Annotated in this window: 20 protein-coding genes; 5 read left to right on the top strand and 15 right to left on the bottom strand. The window is 29.2% G+C overall.

Annotated elements, in window-relative coordinates:
* Positions 1 to 145: 145 nt before the first annotated feature.
* The 3 genes from ACRCYC_RS12365 (at position 146) to ACRCYC_RS12355 (ending at position 2,364) form a co-directional block, all read left to right on the top strand.
* Entirely contained in the window at positions 146 to 928 is a 783-nt protein-coding gene (locus ACRCYC_RS12365; RefSeq protein ID WP_438619449.1) for a hypothetical protein, read from the top strand.
* Between the two features lie 221 nt (positions 929 to 1,149).
* A complete protein-coding gene (locus tag ACRCYC_RS12360; RefSeq protein ID WP_438619448.1) occupies positions 1,150 to 1,395 on the top strand; it encodes a hypothetical protein in 246 nt (81 codons plus the stop codon).
* Positions 1,396 to 1,788: 393 nt separating this feature from the next.
* Entirely contained in the window at positions 1,789 to 2,364 is a 576-nt protein-coding gene (locus ACRCYC_RS12355) for a hypothetical protein (protein ID WP_438619447.1), read from the top strand.
* Positions 2,365 to 2,690: 326 nt separating this feature from the next.
* Here the strand turns inward: ACRCYC_RS12355 and ACRCYC_RS12350 are convergent, their stop codons facing one another.
* The 12 genes from ACRCYC_RS12350 to ACRCYC_RS12295 all read right to left on the bottom strand — a co-directional run bounded on the left by ACRCYC_RS12350 (position 2,691) and on the right by ACRCYC_RS12295 (position 17,164).
* Positions 2,691 to 4,070 (bottom strand): peptide MFS transporter, encoded by a 1,380-nt coding sequence (locus ACRCYC_RS12350; RefSeq protein ID WP_438619446.1) that lies wholly within the window; start codon positions 4,068 to 4,070, stop codon positions 2,691 to 2,693.
* Between the two features lie 507 nt (positions 4,071 to 4,577).
* Positions 4,578 to 5,333 carry a hypothetical protein gene (locus ACRCYC_RS12345; RefSeq protein ID WP_438619445.1) on the bottom strand — a complete coding sequence of 252 codons (756 nt, stop codon included), beginning with the start codon at positions 5,331 to 5,333 and terminating at the stop codon, positions 4,578 to 4,580.
* Positions 5,334 to 5,463: 130 nt separating this feature from the next.
* Positions 5,464 to 6,774, bottom strand: coding sequence for a DEAD/DEAH box helicase (locus ACRCYC_RS12340; RefSeq protein WP_438619444.1), 1,311 nt, complete (start codon positions 6,772 to 6,774; stop codon positions 5,464 to 5,466).
* A 774-nt stretch (positions 6,775 to 7,548) separates the two neighbouring features.
* Positions 7,549 to 8,622: a hypothetical protein gene (locus ACRCYC_RS12335; protein ID WP_438619443.1), complete on the bottom strand. Its 1,074-nt coding sequence runs from the start codon at positions 8,620 to 8,622 to the stop codon at positions 7,549 to 7,551.
* Between the two features lie 313 nt (positions 8,623 to 8,935).
* Positions 8,936 to 10,492, bottom strand: coding sequence for a Na+/H+ antiporter NhaC family protein (locus ACRCYC_RS12330; RefSeq protein ID WP_438619442.1), 1,557 nt, complete (start codon positions 10,490 to 10,492; stop codon positions 8,936 to 8,938).
* 72 nt (positions 10,493 to 10,564) lie between these two features.
* Entirely contained in the window at positions 10,565 to 11,680 is a 1,116-nt protein-coding gene (locus ACRCYC_RS12325) for an ATP-NAD kinase family protein (RefSeq protein WP_438619441.1), read from the bottom strand.
* Between the two features lie 184 nt (positions 11,681 to 11,864).
* Positions 11,865 to 13,427: an aminomethyl-transferring glycine dehydrogenase subunit GcvPB gene (gcvPB, locus tag ACRCYC_RS12320; RefSeq protein ID WP_438619440.1), complete on the bottom strand. Its 1,563-nt coding sequence runs from the start codon at positions 13,425 to 13,427 to the stop codon at positions 11,865 to 11,867.
* A 22-nt stretch (positions 13,428 to 13,449) separates the two neighbouring features.
* Entirely contained in the window at positions 13,450 to 14,847 is a 1,398-nt protein-coding gene (gcvPA, locus tag ACRCYC_RS12315) for an aminomethyl-transferring glycine dehydrogenase subunit GcvPA (RefSeq protein WP_438619439.1), read from the bottom strand.
* Between the two features lie 30 nt (positions 14,848 to 14,877).
* Complete coding sequence (locus ACRCYC_RS12310) at positions 14,878 to 15,657, bottom strand: SDR family NAD(P)-dependent oxidoreductase (protein ID WP_438619438.1); 780 nt, start codon at positions 15,655 to 15,657, stop codon at positions 14,878 to 14,880.
* A gap of 281 nt (positions 15,658 to 15,938) precedes the next feature.
* Entirely contained in the window at positions 15,939 to 16,463 is a 525-nt protein-coding gene (locus ACRCYC_RS12305) for a dihydrofolate reductase family protein (protein ID WP_438619437.1), read from the bottom strand.
* A gap of 24 nt (positions 16,464 to 16,487) precedes the next feature.
* Positions 16,488 to 16,655 carry a hypothetical protein gene (locus tag ACRCYC_RS12300; protein WP_438619436.1) on the bottom strand — a complete coding sequence of 56 codons (168 nt, stop codon included), beginning with the start codon at positions 16,653 to 16,655 and terminating at the stop codon, positions 16,488 to 16,490.
* 173 nt (positions 16,656 to 16,828) lie between these two features.
* Positions 16,829 to 17,164 (bottom strand): hypothetical protein, encoded by a 336-nt coding sequence (locus tag ACRCYC_RS12295; RefSeq protein WP_438619435.1) that lies wholly within the window; start codon positions 17,162 to 17,164, stop codon positions 16,829 to 16,831.
* Between the two features lie 250 nt (positions 17,165 to 17,414).
* On the opposite strand from ACRCYC_RS12295, the gene ACRCYC_RS12290 reads away from it, so the two are divergent.
* Positions 17,415 to 17,741, top strand: a complete 327-nt coding sequence (locus tag ACRCYC_RS12290; RefSeq protein WP_438619434.1) for a PadR family transcriptional regulator — start codon at positions 17,415 to 17,417, stop codon at positions 17,739 to 17,741.
* A complete protein-coding gene (locus tag ACRCYC_RS12285) occupies positions 17,725 to 18,390 on the top strand; it encodes a hypothetical protein (RefSeq protein WP_438619433.1) in 666 nt (221 codons plus the stop codon). Before ACRCYC_RS12290 ends, ACRCYC_RS12285 begins: the two co-directional genes overlap by 17 nt.
* Before the next feature lie 121 nt (positions 18,391 to 18,511).
* On the opposite strand, the gene ACRCYC_RS12280 is transcribed toward ACRCYC_RS12285, so the two are convergent.
* The 3 genes from ACRCYC_RS12280 to ACRCYC_RS12270 are packed head-to-tail and all read right to left on the bottom strand — an operon-like array spanning position 18,512 to position 21,610.
* On the bottom strand, positions 18,512 to 18,913 hold the full coding sequence (locus tag ACRCYC_RS12280) for a DUF1667 domain-containing protein (protein WP_438619432.1): 402 nt from the start codon (positions 18,911 to 18,913) through the stop codon (positions 18,512 to 18,514).
* Between the two features lie 2 nt (positions 18,914 to 18,915).
* Positions 18,916 to 20,160, bottom strand: coding sequence for an NAD(P)/FAD-dependent oxidoreductase (locus tag ACRCYC_RS12275; RefSeq protein WP_438619431.1), 1,245 nt, complete (start codon positions 20,158 to 20,160; stop codon positions 18,916 to 18,918).
* Positions 20,150 to 21,610: an NAD(P)/FAD-dependent oxidoreductase gene (locus ACRCYC_RS12270; RefSeq protein WP_438619430.1), complete on the bottom strand. Its 1,461-nt coding sequence runs from the start codon at positions 21,608 to 21,610 to the stop codon at positions 20,150 to 20,152. Before ACRCYC_RS12270 ends, ACRCYC_RS12275 begins: the two co-directional genes overlap by 11 nt.
* Positions 21,611 to 21,725 lie beyond the last annotated feature (115 nt).

The raw sequence follows: 21,725 nt of genomic DNA, 5'->3' as shown, positions 1-21,725 counted from the left end.
ATTCAATTAGCTTTTTACAAACTGAAAAAGATTTGTAAATTTATGTAAAAAACGTTATCATATTCTTTAAACAGATAAAAGTTTAAATAATGTGTTTATGCTTAGGAATAGAATTTTTTTATAATAGTTTAAATTAGGAGGAAATATGTATAAAAGTGTAAAATTTTTCAATTTAATTGAAGAAAGTTTTTTATTATTTAAAAAAACAACAAAAAAAACATGGATAATAGCTATGATAATTTCTGTGTTATCAGGATCATTTATGGTTTCTGAATCAGTAGATTACAGTGTTTATCCAGAAACGTCTTATACTGATACAGCTTTTTCTGAAGAAAGTGCAACATTACCAGAAGTAAGTATTATTGAATTCGGTATATTGGGGTTATTTTTTGGAGCTATTATTTTAATATTATGTATAGTTTTTATATTGGGAGTATCAATCAATTCAGTATTCTATTATTTATATAAATCTATATATGAAATTTTATATGATAAGGAAATAGACAGAGCACCATTAGGATTGGTTTTTAAGGTAAATAGTATTGTATTATTAAAAATTATATTAGGACTCATACTATTTGTAGTTCCTGGAGTTATACTGAGTTTTAAGTATGCACCATTAAACTATATTTTATGTAAATATCCAAACCTTTCATCTAAGGAAGTATTAAATAAAACAAAAGAGATGAGTAAAGGAATTAAATGGAAGATGTTTATATTTACTATATCACTAGTTTTTATAGAATCAGTAATTATATTATTAACATCTCCAAACATGCTTATTTCAGGTTATATTTGGTTAGATATAGTTACAAGTATTTTAACATTTATTGTATCAACAATTATGATAGTTTTTACTGCCTTATTTAGTATGAATCTATTTATATCTGTAGATAGTATTAAGAATTCAAATACTAAATGTAATTAAATAAAAATAAAGTTAAATCGTTACATAATTAATAAATTAAATAACAACTTCACTTTAATAATTAAAGTTTCGTAGGAAACTAAAAAACCTAAGAAGAGTGAATATATTAGATATAAGTGATCACAATATATTCACTCTTTTTAGGTTTAAACAGATCTCTAAATGCAAGTTTAAGGTGTAGTTATAATTTCTCTTTTATATATTAAGGAGGGTGGAATATTATGGATAAAAGCTTGAGGATTTTATATTGTCTTATTGGTAGTTTAACCTTAGCTATATTAAGGGCTCCATTCTTAGAATATGCGAAATATGCGTGGTATGATGGAGTTAGTCACACAACATTTTCATCATTATTATTCAGTATAAGTAATTTGATTTCTATGATAGGTTTTTGGTTGGCTGTTATATTTTCAATTGCTTTAATAATAGTTAATATAATTGAATTGAAAAATAAATATTTTAACTAGTTCTTAAAAAGTCATTTGAGTACATTAATTTGGATTTCAAAGGCTTTGACTTTATCTCAAATACGTAACACATCTCTAACTATTCACTAAATTTAAGTCTTTGTCAAATTCAATTACCTTTATATATTTTACTATCTAGTTTAATCTTTATTGACTTAACATATGCAATATATAATAATCACGAATAATATAACAAATAAGTATTATATATATAATACTTATTTGTTATATTATTCTTTATCTGTGTATTACAATAATATGCATGGAATTATATAAATAATCTTTTGCATTTCATACCCTCTTTAATTTGCACCTTTGAATTTCCTGAATATTTCGGTATTATAAATGAATTTGCATTATATTTATACTATAATTATTAGAAAGTAGGTTATTATGAAAAAATTAAGAATTCTATTATTATTAGTAGTTTTATTTTTGTCCGCTTGTGGGATTAAACCTTATGATTTACCTCAAGATGAACTACCTAATAAACTCAATGTAGAGGATAGTAATCAACTTGATTTAGGTAGTAAATTTGGATATCAAGATTTTCAATTATCAAACTTCAAAAAAGATGTAACAGATGAAAATCTTATCTATACTATTGATTATGAATTTAGTAAAGATACTTTTGATTTTTTAAAAAAACATAATATTGAATATAGTTTTAACCTTACATGCTCCGAAGAAATATACAAAATCATACGAGAGCTTGATGATACTTCAATTGATACCATTCAAGGCATTACTAATTTTCCTAAAAATATTTCTGGGAGAATAACTTTTAAGATAACAACATCAAAGGAATTAGCATCTAAACTTAAATCTTCTAGTTTAGATAACCATATATTTAAAGTAACAGATATGACAAATTACCCTATTTGTATAATAGATGGAGTTAATGAAATAGTTAATTCTCAAAATAATGTAAGGTATATAGATTTAGACAAAAATACTAAATCTAAATAATCTTTTCATTATAAATTTTTATTATTTTAGAATATCTTTAATAACATTAACATTGTCAGGTTCAAGGGGATTAACCTTTACAAGGTTGGGTATACCATCATTCATCAAAATCAACATATTTATGTAGATTTTGATGAATGTAGAAGTAAAAAGTCTTGTTAAAGAGATAAAATGCAAAAATATTATTAATGATGAAGCAAAAAAGGTTACCTATCAAAGGTAACCTTTTTCATTCCAATTTATTATATCAAATCTTATCGAGTGGGAGCTTAGGCAATGTTGAAGCGACATTTACAAGCATAATAACCAAACTATAAAATCTAAATTTACGCTACTTTTGAAGTTACCTTATCATCCTCATCTTCAACAAGAGTACTTAACTTCTTATCAAATACAAACAGTAAAACTGCTGCAACAAACAAAATAGCAGGAATCACAGTATAAACAGTGATCATATCAAACTTAAGAGTAAATGCATAAATATATCCGTAACTTTTACCAGCTAAGAAAGTAGCAAATGTCCAAACACCCATTAACACAGCTAACACTCTCTTAGGAGCATACTTACTTACAAATGAATTTCCAAGAGGTGAGAAGAACATCTCTCCCATACTTAATAAAACACCAAATGCAACAATCCAAAGTATACTAGACTTAACAGTCTCAGGAGCCCCAATACCTCTACTAAATTCAGCTCCAACAAGAGTAAGGAATGCAAGACCTAAGAATATAAAACCAAGACCAGTCTTTTTAAATAAACTTAAATCTCCTTGAGGTCTCTTAGAAAGTTTTAACCAAAGAGCTGCAAGCACAGGCCCTAAAGCTATACAAACTAAAGAATTTAAAGAGTCAAACCAAGAAAGCGGAACTTCAAATCCACCAACATTCATATCTACAAATGCTGCACCATAATCATAAACTGCAAGGTAAGTTAAATACCAGAACACCCAGAATAATACAGAGAAAACAGAAACAAGAACTATAGCCCAAACTCTTTTCTTCTCAGTATGAGTTAAAGGAGATTGCTCTTGAGCATCAGACTTATCAGCAACAATACCTTCCTTGAAAGGTCTTTTTCCTGCATTTCCTAAGAATCTCCATCCGAATATAAACCAAAGCCCACCAATTACACATAATATAGCTGCAACTAAGAAACATTGAGAAAATCCAAGTACACCATTTTTTGCAAATGTATTAAGATAAAGAACCCCAACTGATATAGTTCCAATAAAAGAACCTAAGTTAACAAAAGAATATTGAACAGAGAAAGCTGAATCTAACTCTTCTGGATCATCAAATAACTGACCATTTACAGCTGAAACATTTCCCTTAAAGAAAGCAGTACCAATGGCAACTAATAATATCATTATATTTACCATTGAAGTGGAATCTGCTATTGAACCTACATAATATCCAGCACCCATAATAAACATTCCTAAAGGAATAGTATATCTAGCACCTATCCATCTATCAGATATATATCCACCTATTATAGGTGAAAAGTAAGTAAATGCAACAAGATTGGCTTGCATCATTGCTGCCTCTCCTTTGCTTATCCCAAGACCACCATTAATTACAGCTGCAGTAAGGAATACATAAATTAAAAACTTTGAAGAATAATATGCTGCTCTCTCAAATGAGAAAGTTGTTGCACAAATATAAAATCCCATAGGGAACTTATTTTTCTTTTTTACTGTTGTACTCATAATTTCAAATCCTTTCTTAATTATAATGATAATTTCAAATGTTACTTGCTTATGTCTATATCCCACTTTTATTTTAAAAATGTGGTGACAATCTTAAGATAATTGCGTTCTTGTTTGTTAAGCTTAGTAACAATATAGGAGTTAACGTTTGCCATAACTTAAAATGTCACCACCTCTACTTGTTATTTAATCCTCATATGCTTACTAAAAAAGCCCTTTGTAAATTCAGTTGCAAAACGTTTGCTTAAAGTGCAAAATTAAATTTTGAATTTACTTCGACAAAAACCCCTTTTTTTATTTATCTTCTTATGTCAAATATTATCATATAGTTTGTTTTTATACAATACCTTAATATATAAATCATTATTTTTTTCACAATCTTTTAATTATTCCAAATATTGATATCATTTTAGTTTTCACTTTTATAGAATCCTTAACTATAAAAATAAAATTCACTAAGCTTTATAAATAAATAAGGTGTGCTTCCTTGCAAAATGGAAGCACACCTTATTTAACTTTATATTTATTATATATAATTTTGTAAGTTATAATCAATCCAATTATTGTAACCGTACCTAATATTCCTGTAACTACGATTCCAATATTATCTCCTAAAATTGGAATTAATAAAAATAATAATCCATAAAAAATCCACATAATTCCATTAGCTCTATTATAGCTTTTAACATCACTTATTTCATCACTACTTACAGTACTTCCCGCCCAAAAGAACATAGGTGTTTTCTTTTTAAAAGAGTAAATTCCTAAACAAATAAAAATAAAAACTGCAGGAATAACGCCTAAATAACTTATTATGCTACCCTTATGTTCATATGAAAATTTTGCTTCATCAACTTTAGAGTTTCCTTTTATATCATATTTGCTTATTAAATCCTTATATGTTTTTATAGTGTCAGTTCCTTCTTTATCATTGTATATGTAAAGCTTCTTTTTACTTACAATCTTTATGTATGGCTTACTATTATTATAAACATTTACTGTTGCTTTTTTACCATCGTCAACTTCAAAAATCCCTCTTAAATAAGTATAAGTATTAGTTCCATTTATTTTATTCCCAATATGAATATCTTCTAGCAGATTAACACTTTCAATGTCATCTATTTTTATGGTCTCCCCATTAATTTTTATACTATTTTCTTCAAACTTCATCTTATGCCCTGTAAAATCCATATTAAAAATTACTATAAAAAATGTAATCATCGTTATAGTAATTCCCAATAATATTTTTTCATACTTTGCCATATCCTATTCCCCTTTATTAACCATCTTTTAGTAAATTATAGCAGAGTAGTTCCAATGTATCTATATTTTTCCAAATTATAAAAATAGGCTGCTTTTTTATTAAAAGCAACCTATTATCATCTATATATAATTATCTTGGATTATTATTTTTTTGTTTATTTCTTGAATTATTACTTCTTTGTTTATCATTTCTTTGATTATTGTTTCTATTATTACTTCTTTGATTGTTTCTTGATGGCTTTCCATTTCTCGAAGAATTGTAATTTCTTGAAGGTTTTTTGTTCTCTGAATTTACAGGCTCAGCCACAACTTTAAGCTCCGGATTTTCCTTAACTTCTATCTTTTTGTTTATAAGTTTTTCAATAGCCTTATGACGGTCTATTTCTTCTGGCGAACAGAATGATAAAGCTATTCCACTACGCCCAGCTCTTCCTGTACGTCCAATTCTATGAACATAAGTCTCTGCACATTCTGGTAAATCGTAATTTATTACATGAGATAATTCATCTACATCTATACCTCTTGCAGCTATATCAGTAGCTACTAAAACTCTTAACTTACCTTTTTTGAAATCATTTAAAGCAATTTGTCTAGCATTTTGTGATTTATTACCATGTATAGCGCTAGATTGTATTCCAACTTTATCAAGTTCTTTTACAATTTTATTTGCTCCATGCTTAGTTCTTGAGAAAACTAAAACAGATTTTATACTCTCATCCTTTAATATATGCACAAGTAATTCATTTTTCTGTCTTTTACCAACAAAGTGTATTCCTTGTGTAACAGTCTCTGTCGTAGATGATACTGGTGCAACTTCTACTCTTACAGGATTTTTACAAATAGAATCTACTAATTTTGAAATTTCTTTTGGCATAGTTGCTGAGAAGAATATGTTTTGACGAACTTTAGGAAGAAATCCTATTATTCTTTTTACATCATGTATCATACCCATATCTAACATACTATCTGCTTCATCAAGTACAAAGTACCCTACATTTTTTAAGTTTAAAAACTTTTGGTTATATAAATCAATCATTCTACCAGGAGTTGCAACTACTATATCTACTCCATCATGTAGTGCTCTTGTTTGAATGTTTTGTGATACTCCACCAAATATAACTGTAGTTTTTATATCCATAAATCTTGAATAAGAGTTAAAACTATCTCCTATTTGTATTGCTAATTCTCTAGTAGGTGCTAATATAACAGCTTTTATAGTTCTTTTTCCTTTTGAACTTCCCTTTTCCTTGGCAATATTTTGTAGTATTGGAATAGCAAAAGATGCAGTTTTTCCAGTACCCGTTTGAGCACATCCTAAAAGATCTTTTCCTTTTAATAATTCTGGTATTGATTTTGCTTGTATTGGAGTCGGATTTTCGTATCCTTCTTCTTTTAATGCCTTTTGTATCGGCTTTATTATATCTAAATTTTCAAATAACATGTATACTCCTTTAATTGTTTCTTGTATTTTATCTAATATTAAAAAAGACACTTATTTTTAATTGACAAGTCAACCATCGAAAAAGTGTCACTCTTATCTATTATACACATTTTTCGACAAAATAGCATTATATTATTTATATTCTAATAAATTCCTATTATTTATTATTTTGGGTGTATGCTGTTTTAATAAATAAATTTTAACATTAGATTCTTTGCTTTCTTATTTTTAAATCCATTTTTGATTAATCAAGCATTTTATTTTTCATTTTCAGTTGACAATTTACATTTTTAAAGTTAGTTTATAACATTAATTGAAATTTAATATTTTAAATTTTCATTTTTTAGAAAATATATTTTTAGAGCTTTTCTAGATTTCATATTTTTTATATTTTAATGACCGAAGGGAGATTACGACATGTTTAAATTTTCAAATGAATTAGGTATGCTTACAATGAATTTAGATATGATTCAAAGTATTGCTTTTACTACTATCGTATTATTAATAGGTTCTTTCATAAAAGATAAAGTTAGTATCTTCAGTAACAAATTTATATGGTCCATCACCTCGTGCATTCTTTGTACTTCCTTTGGTGGGTGCATTATTCATTGAGTTTTTCAATTCCGCTGTAATAACTACATTTTTAAATATATTATAAACTCGCTAATATTTGAATAATTTTAATTAAAAAAGCAGGGTATTTTGATTGATATACCCTACTTTTTTGTTCGTATTCTATTAACAATATAAATTAAATCAAAGTGTTATTTCACCCTAATTAAAAGGATTATTTAAATGCTTAATAAACTCATCCCTTTCAGATTCACTATGAAAAACATGAGTAGGTATTATTAAAAGAAGCAAATTCATTTTTCCAAGTACTACAATAGTATCATTTTTCAAAACAACCTTCTTAATATCACTAAAATTAACTCTATTAGTTGTGTTATTAATATGATGTAGAACACCATCATCTTCTATCTTTACTTGTTGCTCATTAAAAAAGTGTGGATTTTCCTTAAAATATTTTTTCCCAGCTTTTGAATAACTTTTTTTTAAGAACAAATCACTTTTTATTATTATACAAAAAACTATAAATATCAAAGGATAAATAATTGCATTAAATATAGCTATTTTATAATTTCCAAATTGCATGATGCTTCTTATTACTTGGTATCCTCCTATAATACCAATAAAAATTACTGCACAAACTTGTACTTTCTTATTAAGTTTAACAGAATCATTATATGCCATTATATAGTTTGCATAATCATCAACATCAATTTTATATGAATAATCCATTTTTTCATCAAAAACAGAATCTTTTTCTCTCATATCTTTTATAATTTTTATAAATTCTTCTTTTTCATTCTCATCTTTAAAAACACTAACAGGAATATATGCACACAATGTATCTTTTATTGATACTATTCCAATAATATTCTCATCCATTACTATATCTTTTATAGCCTTTCCACTTGTAGCTTGAGATGATGATTCTCGATGTAATATAATTTCACTATCTTTTATTTCTAAATGCCTATTTGCAAATATTATATCAGGATTCTTTTTTGCCATTATTTTAGCAATAATCTTTGGATTAGTTGATAAAACTTTATTTGATAATATAATAGAACAAAAAATAGACAAAGCACCTACAATTATCATAAATAAATTAGATAAAAGTTTAAGTCCTATTACCCTTAGACACATACCTGTACATATATATACTAGTATACATCCTATTATCACCCTTTTATCAATTTTATCTTTACCTTTACTTAATTTAAAGTACATTTTTAAGTAAGATACATAATCATCAAAATTAAATTTATATTCATACTTCATAAAAATATGCTCTCCCTCTTATGTGTTAGTTTTTTTAATTTGTTCTATATATTAGTCTTAAACCCCTTTAAAACCATTTTAACTTTTTTACTTCATCAGCTAACTTTGCGATTAATATACTCTTGTGCTAAATATAATTTATGGCTATCTGTGCATCATATAGAACTTTCCCCTATGTCTCCTTTATAAAGATTATATATTTTAAAATATCCATTTTCAACATTTAGTTAAAACATAGCCTTAATTTAAAATAAGGAAGCCTTCTAGCTACCTTACTTTAAATTAAAATATATTTATTAATTTTTTAAATGAGTTAATTATCTTCCTTTGAATTTAAACTTTTTTCATTTATTTTATTCATAATATATACAATCATAAATAAAATAAATATTCCCAGTGGTATAAATACTATTGGTGATAATCTAAATATACCTACTAACAATAAAATAAAAAATACAACACTAGCTACTGTTGCTCCATAAGGTATCTGGGTTTTAACGTGGTCTATATGATCAGCCCCTGCAAATATGGATGCCATAACCGTAGTATCTGAAATAGGAGAACAATGATCTCCAAATACAGAGCCAGATAATGCAATTCCAGGTACTGCTAAAGCCAGTCCCATATCTCCTGTAATTTCATAAACTAAAGGTATTGCAATAGGTGTAACTATAGCCATAGTTCCCCAAGAAGTCCCTGTTGCAAAAGATACCACCATTCCCAAAACAAATATAGTTATTGGAAGTATCCATCCTGGAATACTATCACCTAAAATAGTAATCAAGAAACTAGCTAACCCCATTTGTTTAGTTACTGCTCCCAATGACCAAGCCATTAAAAGTATTGCGGCAGTTAATGTCATAAGTTTCATACCATCTATAAATGTATCCATACTTTCTTTAAAGCTCATTATCTTATATCCAATAGATAAAACTACTCCACTTATTGCCATTGCAAAAGCTCCCCAAAGAAGTGCTGTTACTGCGTCTGCATTTTCCAAAACTCCCATAAATCCTACGCCTTCTCTACCAGTATACATAAATCCGAATATAGTAGTTGCTATCATTGCGATAAATGGAACTATGAAAGTTATTAATCTTGGTTTTACATCCTTAGGTTCTCCTAATTCTGATGAAACATCTAACATTGGTTGAGCTTCATCACTACAAAACTTACCTGTTTTTATAGCTCTTTTTTCTGCTTTTAACATAGGTCCATAATCAAGACCTGTTATAACTATCATTCCTACAAATGCTAATGTGAATATACTATATAGATTATATGGAATACTGCTTACATATGCTGACATTGGACTTATATTTATAAGCCCTGCTGCTATAAGTCCTTGACTTATCATTCCTATTTGAAAAGCTATCCAGTCGGATATAAAAAGAGATGCTGATGGAGCTGCTGTTGAATCTAGTATATATGAAAATTTTTCAGATGATATTCTTTGTTCTTTTGCTATATCTCTAAATACATTTCCATCTATTGCTGCTATTAAGCAATCATTTACACTTATGCACATACCTAATAGCCATGCCCCGATTCCAACTGATCTTCTATTTTTTATTTTATTTCTAGCCCATATAGAAAGTGCCTTGCTTCCTGCCATTTTCCATATGAAAGATATGCCTACACCCATAAACATTGTAAATAATATTAATTTAGCATTTCCTGGGTCACAAAGTTGCTCAATTATCGTTTCTAATGAAAAAGATACTGCTTTAAATATATTTCCTTTTGAAATTATAACTCCGGCTGTAAAAACTCCAGCAAATAAAGATGGTATAACCATCTTTGTTTTAAAACACATAAATATTGCAATTAAAGCTGGAAGTAATGCCCATATTCCGTAGTTGACTTCCATACAAACGCCCCCTAATATTTTTTTAGCTATCTTTAGTGTTTTAAAATTTCTATCTATTGTTAATTTTTGGGGCTAACTTTTAACGGGATACATTATTTCTTCTTTATAACCAACTACTACTTTCATATATCCATTTAACAGTTTATTAACTTCTTCATTTGAAGTGTCTATGTATAAAGGCTTGAAGTTTAAATTTTGCAATTTGTAAGCTGTTGATACAACTGTTATATTTTCTTTTCCTATAGCTTTAATAACTTTATCGCTTATTTGTTGATTTCCCCTTCCTAGTAAGTATCCTTGTCCACCTGTTGGGGTTATTATTAGCTTTGCTTTATTGTTATTTATAGCTTTTAGTATGTCACTTTCATTTGCATCATTTTTTATTATTTTTTTATTTTTAAAAATGTCTACTCCTAAAAGTGTGTTATTTAGATTTAAGGTATCCATTATAGCTCTAGTTGTAGTTCCTGGTCCTATTATATAAACTGTATCATCTTTCATGTTATCTAGTATATACAATCCTATAGCCTTTTGTGAGGCTTCTTCACTTAGTGGTGTTGGTGCTTTTTTGTTTTGCATAAAATTTTTTTCTCTAGGAACTTTTAGATATCCATATAAAGCAGTGTTTACTCTGCCACTTCTATACATATTTTCATCCAAATCAAGTACTTCTTGCTCTACGGTTGATTTGACCTCATTATTTATGTATCTAAGTGCCAAAGTCCCCCCTGCTTTTGGATTTATTGCATATACTGGTGAGTGGATTTTTACTCCTGCTGGAATTCCTAGGGTAACTACTTTGTCTTCTACAGCAGTGTAGATGTCTCTTGCTGTTCCATCTCCTCCAACAAATATTAGAAGTTTAACTTCTTCTTTTATTATATCCCTGGCAATGTTTATTGTGTCTGTGCTACTAGTTTTTTTTTTGTTTTTTGATTTTATAATTTCTACGTTAAATCCTAGTTTTTTTGCTTCGTTTTCACCCATGTTTCCTTGACCTGTTATTATTTTTATATTGTTTTTTATGCTTTCTAGTTGTTGAAGTGCATTTATTGCTTTTGTTGAGGCTTTTGGTTTTGATCCTAGTTCTAGTGCTTTTTCTAATATATATTCTCCATCTGTTCCTTTAAGACCAACAGAGCCTCCCATTCCTGCTATTGGGTTTATTATAAGACCAACCTTAATCAACTATCTCCCCCCTCTTTAGTTTAGTTTATGTTAAAGGAGTTGTACCATCGTCAGGTCGCTCGGGGTAAAGAGGTAAGTTTCGCTCCCAAAGCTGAAGTGATGCTTTGAAATGTCGCTGAAACTTACCTCATTCCCCCTTCGCTGTCTCTGGTTTGACAACTCCTTTAATGGTGTGGTGGTTATTTTATTTTTGAGCTTTCTTTTGGTAAGCTCTCCATGTTATTGCCCATTTGTCACTATCATCTAGTTCTGATTCGTCTACTTTGTGTATGCTACTTTTGTATGGTGCGTTTATTGCTATTGATGGGTCTTTGTAGGCTTCGTCTATTACGTGTGTTAGTGTAGCAATGTATTCGTCTAGGTCTTCTTTAGATGGTGTTTCTGTTGGCTCTAGTGTGAATGGCTCTGGTATGTAGTATGGGTGGTGACTAGTCCAGTAGTGCATTCCAAAGTCCATCATCCTTCTTTGTATGTCTCCTGTTCCTACTCCTGTTTCGTCTTTTAGTGTTTCTAGAGTATATCTTGCTTGTTCTATTCTTTGTTTTCCTTTTATGTATGGTGCGTCTATTGATTGGTGTTCCATTAGTTTTTTGAACATGTAGTTGTTGTTTAATACTGCTATTTTTGCTACTTCATATAGTCCTTCTGCTCCTAGGCTTCTCATCCATGCGTAAGCTTTTAATACTACTTGTGGAACTCCTGTAAACATTCTTACTTTTCCTATGCTGTTTTCTAGGTCGTAGTTTAAGAAGTATTTATTTTCTTCTTTGTCAAAGTCTACTAATGGTGCTGGTAGGAATGGAACTATTTTTTCAACTACTCCTACTGCTCCACATGCTGGTCCTCCACATCCATGTGGTGCTGAGAATGTTTTGTGTATGTTAAAGAAGCACATGTCAAATCCTGCTTCTTTTGCTCTTGTTACTCCTAGTAATCCATTTGCGTTTGCTTGGTCGTAGCAACATAATCCTCCAACACTGTGTACTAGGTCTGTGAATTCTTTTACTTTTGGGTTGAATACTCCTGTGTCTTCTGGGTTTGCAACTATAAATGCTGCTGTTCTTTCAGATACTGCACTTTTGAAAGCTTCGTAGTCTGGGTATCCATTTTCATCTGGGAATATTTTTATTATTTTATATCCTTTTAATGCTGGTGCTGCTGCATCTGATGGATGTGAGTATATTGTAGTTATTATTTCATCTTTAATGTCAGAGTCTTGATTTTTATCATGATATGCTCTTACTAAAGATGCCATAGCCATTATTGCTTGACTTCCTCCACTTGGTTGGAATGAGAATCTATCCATTCCAGATACTTCTTTCATATATTCTTCTGTTTTATTCATTATTTCTAGTATACCTTGAGTAGTGCTTTCATCTTGATGTGGATGAAGTTCACTCATTTGAGGTAGTCTAGCTAATTTTTCATTTATTTTTGGACTGTACTTAACTGTACAAGTTCCTTGCCCTATTTCTATGTTTAAATCAGCTCCTAGTGTTTGTTGAGATAATCTTAGGTAATGTCTTAATACTCTGTGCTGAGCTATTTCTGGAAGGTTTAAAGTCTTTCTTTGCATAAAATCTGGTAATATACTAACTCCATCACCTACTACACTTTCAACTTCTTCATTTGCACTAGGTGGTATTACGCCTCTTTCTCCAGTTTGTGATAATTCAAATATTATTGGCTCATCCCATTTTGCTTGGTGGAAGTTTCTAACTTTATAATTTCTATCTATTCTTTTCAAATTTCATCATCCTTTCTTTAAATTAGTTTAGTATTTCTTTTAATTCTTCTACTAAAGTATCTATCATTTCTTGAGTGTGGATTTCTGTTACACAGTAAAGTGCACATTGACCTAACTCTTGGTAATCTTGACTTAAATCTTTTCCTGCAAATATTCCTTTTTCAAGTAAAGCTTTGTTTATTTCTTTTACAGTTTTGTTTGTAGAATTAAAATCTAATATAAACTCTCTAAAAAATGGTGATTTAAATTTTAAATTAACTCCATTAATTTCACTTAATTTCTTAGCTGCATATTGGCTATTTTGCATTATAGCTTGCCCTACTTCATACATTCCATTAGGTCCCATTAATGATAAATAAACTCCTGCTGTTATTCCAAGTAATGCAGATTGCGTTCCAACAAACTCTTTTCCATCTTCTCTTAGATTCCCAAAAGATGTTCTATCATAAGCTACATCTCCAAATCCATATTCACCATCTACATCTGTTGGTGCTATACCAAACAATCTAGATGGATATTCCATAACAAATTTTTCTTCATCTCTAGTAGATATAAACCCTGATTGTCCTCCACCAAAGTTCATGTGATTTCCTAGAGTTTGAACATCTCCAACTACTATATCAGCTCCATAATGACTTGGTGGAGCTATTACACCTAGTGATATTGGATCTACTCCTACTATACTTATAGCTCCATTTTCATGAGCTATTTTTGATATTTCCTCACCTTGAGTTTCTATAAATCCAAGTGCTGATGGATTTTCTATGTAAACTGCGCATACATTTTCATTCATCTTAGCTTTTAAATCTTCTAAATCTAATAGTCCCGTTTCTTCATTGTAGTTTACAAAAGTAAAACTTACATTTGGATGGCAGTAGTTTTTCATTACTAAAAATCGTTCCATATGTATAGTCTTTGGAACTAAAGCTTCTTTTCTACCATTTATTCTAGATGCCATTCTTACAGCAGTTGAAGCCGCTTGTGCCAAATCAAATGTCGGAACACTTACAACGTCCATATCAACAAGTTCAGCTACTAAACTTTCATATTCAAATAAAGTCTGAAATCTTCCATGATCATTATATGGCTCTCCACCATAAGCTGTTAAAAACTCAGCTCTCGTGTTTACTTCGTCACATACTGCTGGCACGTAATGTTGATAACAACCATAACCTAGAAAGTTTAAATTATCTTCGCATGTAATATTTTTTTTAAGTAATTTTTCTATATGAGTTTTTAGTTCATATTCAGAGTGCATAGCTTTAGGTAAGTTCATACTTCTATTTAATCTAATTTCCTCAGGTACCTCTTTATGTAAATCATCTAGTGAATTTAATCCTATTTCTTGTAACATTTCATCTTGTACTTCTTTAACTGAATTTGGAATATATGGATGTGAATTTAATCCTTTTATAGACATTATTTTTCCCCCTTTATAATAATAATTAATTTAAGCTATTCCCCCGCCGTCTACAACTACTGCTGTTCCTGTTACCCAAGTTGATAAATCACTTGATAAAAATAACACTGCATTTGCAATATCTTCAGGTACTCCTATTCTCTCTATTGGTCTGCCTACTGCTGAATCCTTGAAAAATTCATCTTTAGCAAATCCCAATTGTCTACCTTCTTCTTGTAGCATATTTGTCGCCGTATCCCCTGGGTTTATAGAGTTAACTCTTATATTATCTTTTCCATGGTCTATTGCCATAGCACGAGTTAAGTTAACAATACCACCCTTAACAGCACAATATGCAGCAGCTTTATCTCCACCTTTTAGTCCCCATCCAGAACCAGTGTTTATTATGCTACCTCCACCATTTTTTCTCATAACAGGTATAGCAAATTTTGATAATAAATATGTACCTTTAAGCCCTACATCAAGAACAAAGTCCCATTCTTTTTCTTCTAACTCTTCTACAGTTTTTCTAACAGTAACTCCTGCATTATTAAATAATATATCTATTCTTTCATAATCTTTTTCTATATTAGATATAACTTCTCTACAATTTTCAAAAGAAGTTACATTACATTTATAAAACTTAGCAACTCTTCCTTCTGCTCTTAACTTTTCTGCCTCAACTTGTCCATTTTCATTCACATCAAGTAACATAACCTTAGCTCCATAAGCTGATAAAAGCTTAGCAGTAGCAAGTCCAATTCCTGAAGCTGCCCCTGATACAACAGCCACCTTATCACTTAAATTTAAAACATCTTTTTTCTCTAGCATATTATTCCTCCTATAAATACATTAAGTAAACTTTTCTTTACCTAATATATATATATTGAAAATGTCCAAGTTTAATTACTAATTTTCTAAAAATTTTAAATATTTTTATATTTTTATTTTCATATAGGTAAAATAATTTCATATATAAAATCCTAATTATATTGCTAAATTGCTCCTTTAAATCAAATTAATATACTATGTTATAATTAAAATAAAAAAAGGGCTGTTTCAACATAGGTAGCTCCTAGCTAAATATGTTGAGACAGCCCTTTTATTTATGCTTATCTTTTTGAATATCTTAATATAACAACTCCATTATCTGTTAAGTATTCCTCTAAATGTAAATCTATTTTTGGATTATTTCCTAAAAACAACGGTCTCCCTTTGCCTAATATAGTAGGAATTATCCCCACTATATACTCATCTATAACATCAGATTTTATGAAATTATCCACAAGACTACCGCCACCGAACAAGAATATATCCTTACCTTCATTTTTTCTTTCTTCCTCTATTACCTTTACTATATCCCCATTTATAAAATGTACATTATCATAATTCTCTAATTTCTCAGAGGTTGCCACATATACTTTCTTATTCTCATAATCCTTATGAAAATTTTGGTCATAACATTTTTTACCCATAACAACCACATCTACATTTTCTAAAAATTCACCAAAGTCCCATTTTTTATCAGTATTTAATGTATCATCACCATCTCCAACAATCCAATCAAAACTTCCATCTTCTGAAGCTATATATCCATCAATACTTATTGCTAAGTTTAATATTATTTTTCTATCCATTTAAAGTACCTCACTTCACTGTAATTAATCTTCTTTTCTTTTTTTTAACATAAATTGAATAACTGCAACCAATATAAGAACTATTACAAATCCAATTGCAAAGTAATTGGCATTAGCACTATCTATTATCGTTTTTTTACATATAAAATATCCTATAAATAATAAGCAATAAATTGCTTCAAATGTTTTCATCCTTTATTCCTCCTAGCATTTTCTCAGTAAAATAAATAATACCTAGTTTCCATAAATGCTTAATGAACTTATAGGCATAACTATATATCAATTGTAACAAATTTTTCAGTAAATATCCTAACTAAAAAATTTGTTACAATTGATATGTAAATTATATAGTAATATACATACCTTTACTCTTGAAATTTTGGAGCCTTGAAGATAAGTTTATAAAAATACACAAAAATGCTTAACATCATAACAGTACTTACAACTCCAGAAATATTTTTGATAGGTTCAAAGTATTTGGATAATATAAAAGTTATCCCATAAATAAGCTCCGTAATACCTATTGTTAAATTTATTTTAAAATTAAACTTTAAATACCCCTCTTTGTCTTTAATTTTTTCAATCTTGACCATGTTGTTTTTAACTAGATTTATATCCTTACTTTGTTTTAATTTAAACGCTACATTTATATAATTTATTCCAAAAACAACAAATAACACTCCAATACCTAAGTCAAACATAATTTCGTCTCCTTTAAAGTTCTATAAATTAAATATATCATATTACATAAATTAAATTTAAAATAAGGACTAAGATGCTTAAATTATGGACTAACCTATAAAACTGTACATCAGCTTGTTTTAAGTATTTAAATATATGTTAAATCACGATATGGTTAAATTTGACACTTATACTATCTTGTATTACAATATAGAGTATCTTGTAATACAAGACATATAAAAGGAGGGATTTAAAATTATTCCATCACAAATGCTTAAAGGTATGTTAGAAGGATGTATCTTAGAGATTATTAATAAACAAGAAACATATGCATATGAAATATCAGAAAAACTAGGAAAATATGGATTTGGTGAAATCTCAGAAGGAACAATATATCCTATCATATTGAGGCTCCAAAAAAATGAAATGATAAAAGCTACTTTAAGAGATTCAAACAGTGGCCCCAAAAGAAAATATTACTCACTTACTTCTAATGGCATAAATGCATTAATGCAATTTAAAAATAATTGGAAAGAATTAAATACTGCAGTAAATAAATTATTGGAAGGGGACAATAAAGATGAAAAAACAATGTAGAGAATTATTGAAAAAAAATAACAAAAGTGAAAAAGAGATTCATAAAAATAATGATACAATATATACAGATATGATAGTATACCTTCGAGGTTCAGATATGACTTCATACAACCAAGAATTAGTTCGTGAAGACTTAATTCAAATGATTCTTGACGGTCAAGATAGAGGGGAAAATATCGAAAAAGTTATAGGAAAAAATTACAAAGAGATTTGTGATGAAATCATAGAAACTATGCCTAAGAAAACAAAGCTTCAAAAAATAGTTAGCTCTTTAGAATTATCACTTTCAATTATATGGATATTAGGAGCTATTTCTATAGCCAAAACAATAATAATAAATTTTGTATCTAAAAATAAAAATTGGGATTTTGTTCTTTCTATAGGCGATATTATCAATATGATTATTATAATATTTATAGCTAATCTATTAGTCGAATATACTTGCAAAACAGCTCTTAATAATACTAATAAAAATAAAATACTATCATTTTTAAAAACATGGCTTGGATGTATGGCTGTTTTACTCACTATGATTATGAGTTCATACTATTTAAACACTACTATAATAAATCTCTCTCTACTACTAGTAAGTATTATTATAGGTATAGTATTTATTTTAGCCAAGATAATATCTAGATATGTAGCTTAGAAAATAAATATAAAACAAAAAATGCTACTCAAAGTTAGCTCGGATGAATATATAAGTTGTACTTATATATTCATCCGAGCACCCCCCTCTTAAAACACGAGGTAGGGTATTTAAAAATTATTTATATACAATGTTTTAAATCATGACCCTTAAATCCATCATTTAAATGTAGATGTTCCATGCTCTTAGCACTAACAATATCCACACCAGTTCCTAAAACATCTTTGATAATAACATCCCCAACATTAACAGGAGCAGTAATAACAACTCCATCTAAAAGCTTCATAATATCAAACATAAGCTCCTTAGGAACAGAATCATTAGTTTTTACAGGAAGTAAATTCAAATAAGATCCACTAAGCTTAACAGTAGTAGTTATAACCCTTCTAGGATTAGTAACCTCATCTACCCCATACTTAGCTCCTCTCTTACACGTATTACCTTCAACTATATACTCACCATCAACCTTACTAACAACTAAAGCACATCCCATTGGACAAACAGTACAAGTAATATTTTTCATAACTACGCCTCCTCAACACTAACACTTATATTTCCATCAATATCTTTAAAAAGTTCCTTACCAATTTTCACATTCTCCATCTCAGAAGGTATCATATGAAGTCTCTTTTTCTCTAAAATAACTTTATCACCACTTCTAACAACCAACTTCTTATTCTTATAAATTTGTCTTACTCTCATAAACAAGTTAACATCTTCTTTACAATCTACATCCACACTTTGAGGCACAATATATATAATACCCTCACCTGCTGATGTACTTACTTCATCATTTTTACTTAATTTATTTAAAGAATACAATGCAGCATTTTTTCCTGCTATCTTACTTTCCTTAGTAACAAAATCAACTAAATCATGAACATGAACAACATTACCACAAGCAAACACTCCATCTACATTAGTAGCCATTGAATTATTAACAATAGGTCCACTAGTCTTAAAATCCAAATTAACTCCAGCCTCTACACTTAATTCATTTTCCGGTATAAGCCCTACTGATAAAAGTACAGTATCACAACTAACATACTCCTCTGTTCCTTTTATAGGATTTCTTTTCTCATCTAACTTGCAAAGTGTAACCCCTTTAACTCTTTCTTTTCCATCTATATGAGTTATCCCAGTACTTAGCATTAAAGGTATATCAAAATCATCTAAGCACTGAACTATATTTCTAGTTAAACCACTTGAGTGTGGATTTACTTCAACCACAGCTTTTACCTTAGCGCCCTCTAGTGTCATTCTTCTTGCCATAATAAGTCCTATATCACCTGAACCATATATAACAATTTCTTTTCCTACCATAAATCCTTCCATATTAGAAAGTCTTTGAGCTGCACCTGCATTGTAAACTCCTGCTGGTCTATAACCTGGTATATCTATCGCACCTCTTGTTCTTTCTCTACATCCCATAGCTAAAACTATAGCATCAGCTTGTATATTTATTATTCCTTCTTCACCTAAAGCTTCTATACTCTTATCTTCACTTATATTTAAAACCATAGTATCTAGCATATACTCAATATTTTCTTTTTTAACCATCTCTATAAACTTATGAGCATACTCAGGTCCAGTTAATTCTTCTTTAAATTCATGTAGCCCAAAACCATTGTGTATGCATTGATTAAGTATTCCGCCTAGCTCTCTATCTCTTTCTATTATAAGTACATCTTTTGCACCATTTCTCTTAGCTTCAACTGCTGCACCTAAACCTGCAGGTCCTCCTCCAACAACTACTACATTATATTTCAACTAACTCACCCCTTAATTCTTTTGATTTTCCTACAACTGCATTAGAGTTTTTATAGTCTTTTAACACATCTTCAACATCTATATTAAGTTCTCTTGCTATTATTTCTATAACCTTAGGTCCACAGAACCCGCCTTGACATCTTCCCATACCTGGTCTTACTCTTCTTTTTACTCCATCTACTGTCTTTGCACCACATATAGAATTTATAGCATCTACAATCTCACCTTCTGTTACACTTTCACATCTACAAATTATCTTTTTGTATCTGTCATCTTTTTTAGTTATTTCAGCTTTTTCTTCTTTAGTCATTTTTATAAATGGCTTAGTTTTCTTTCTTATAGGATTAAAGTTTATTTTTTCTTCTAAATTCAATCCTTCTTCTTTAAGTATATTTAAAACATGCTTTGCAACTGCTGGTGCTGAAGCTAATCCAGGGGATTCGATACCACCAACATTTATAAAGTTTTTACATTTCTTTGAAGCAAATATCATAAAATCTCCTGTATTTGGAGTTGCTCTAAGTCCTGCAAAGCTTGTTATTGTTTTTCTAAAGTCAATATTTTCTATACTTTTTCTAGAATCATTAATTATCTCCTTTATTCCTTCTCTTGAAGTTGATATATCTCCTTTATCATCAACTACTACAGCATTTGGTCCAATTAATAAATTCCCATGTACAGTTTGTGTAACTAAGACACCTTTTCCTTTTTCAGTTGGACATTGGAATAAAACATGATTTGCAATTTTTCCTTCACTTTTATCTAATATTTTATATTCACCTTTTCTAGGTATTATAAAGTACTCATCTCCACCTATCATGTTATTTATTTTATCAGCATAAACACCTGCTGCATTTATAACGTATTTAGCTTTTATATCTTCTTTATTATTTAGCTTTATATCAAAGTAATCATCTATCTTTTCTATATCAACTACTTCTGATTCTAATTTTAAATCTACTCCGTTTATCATAGCATTTTCCATAAGTGCTATATTTAAATTAAATGGACAAACAATTCCTGCACTCTCGCAAAGAAGTGCTCCTACTATATTTTTATTCACATTAGGTTCAATTGCCATTACTTCTTCACTATTTAATATTTTTAATCCTGTTGCATTATTTTCAAGTCCTCTATCATATAAATCTTTTACATGATTCATTTCTTCATCACTAAATGCTAAAACCAAAGATCCTATTTGTTTAAATTCTACATCTAAATCCTTACATAAATCTTTATATAATCTATTTCCTTCTACATTCAATTTAGCTTTTAAACTTCCAACATGTGCATCATATCCACCATGTACTATAGCACTATTTGCCTTAGTAGTTCCTTGGCACACTTCAATGCCTTTTTCTATTACTACAACATTTAAATTATATTTTGATAATTCTCTCGCTATAGAACTACCACTTATACCTGCACCTATTATTGCTATATCATACATAATATTGCCTCCCTTGAAAAAAAAATAGAGAGCCCCCTATACAGTGTATAGAAGGCTCTCTCATCTCTTAGCCATAATGTTTAATTTTTAAAAATCGTTTTCCTAATTTGTGTCT

Origin of the sequence: Paraclostridium sp., from assembly GCF_051657365.1 — a bacterium.
Taxonomy (GTDB): Bacteria; Bacillota; Clostridia; order Peptostreptococcales; family Peptostreptococcaceae; genus Paraclostridium.
The sequence above is the reverse complement of the archived record's forward strand: the minus strand, read 5'-3'. Positions and strand labels throughout refer to the sequence as shown.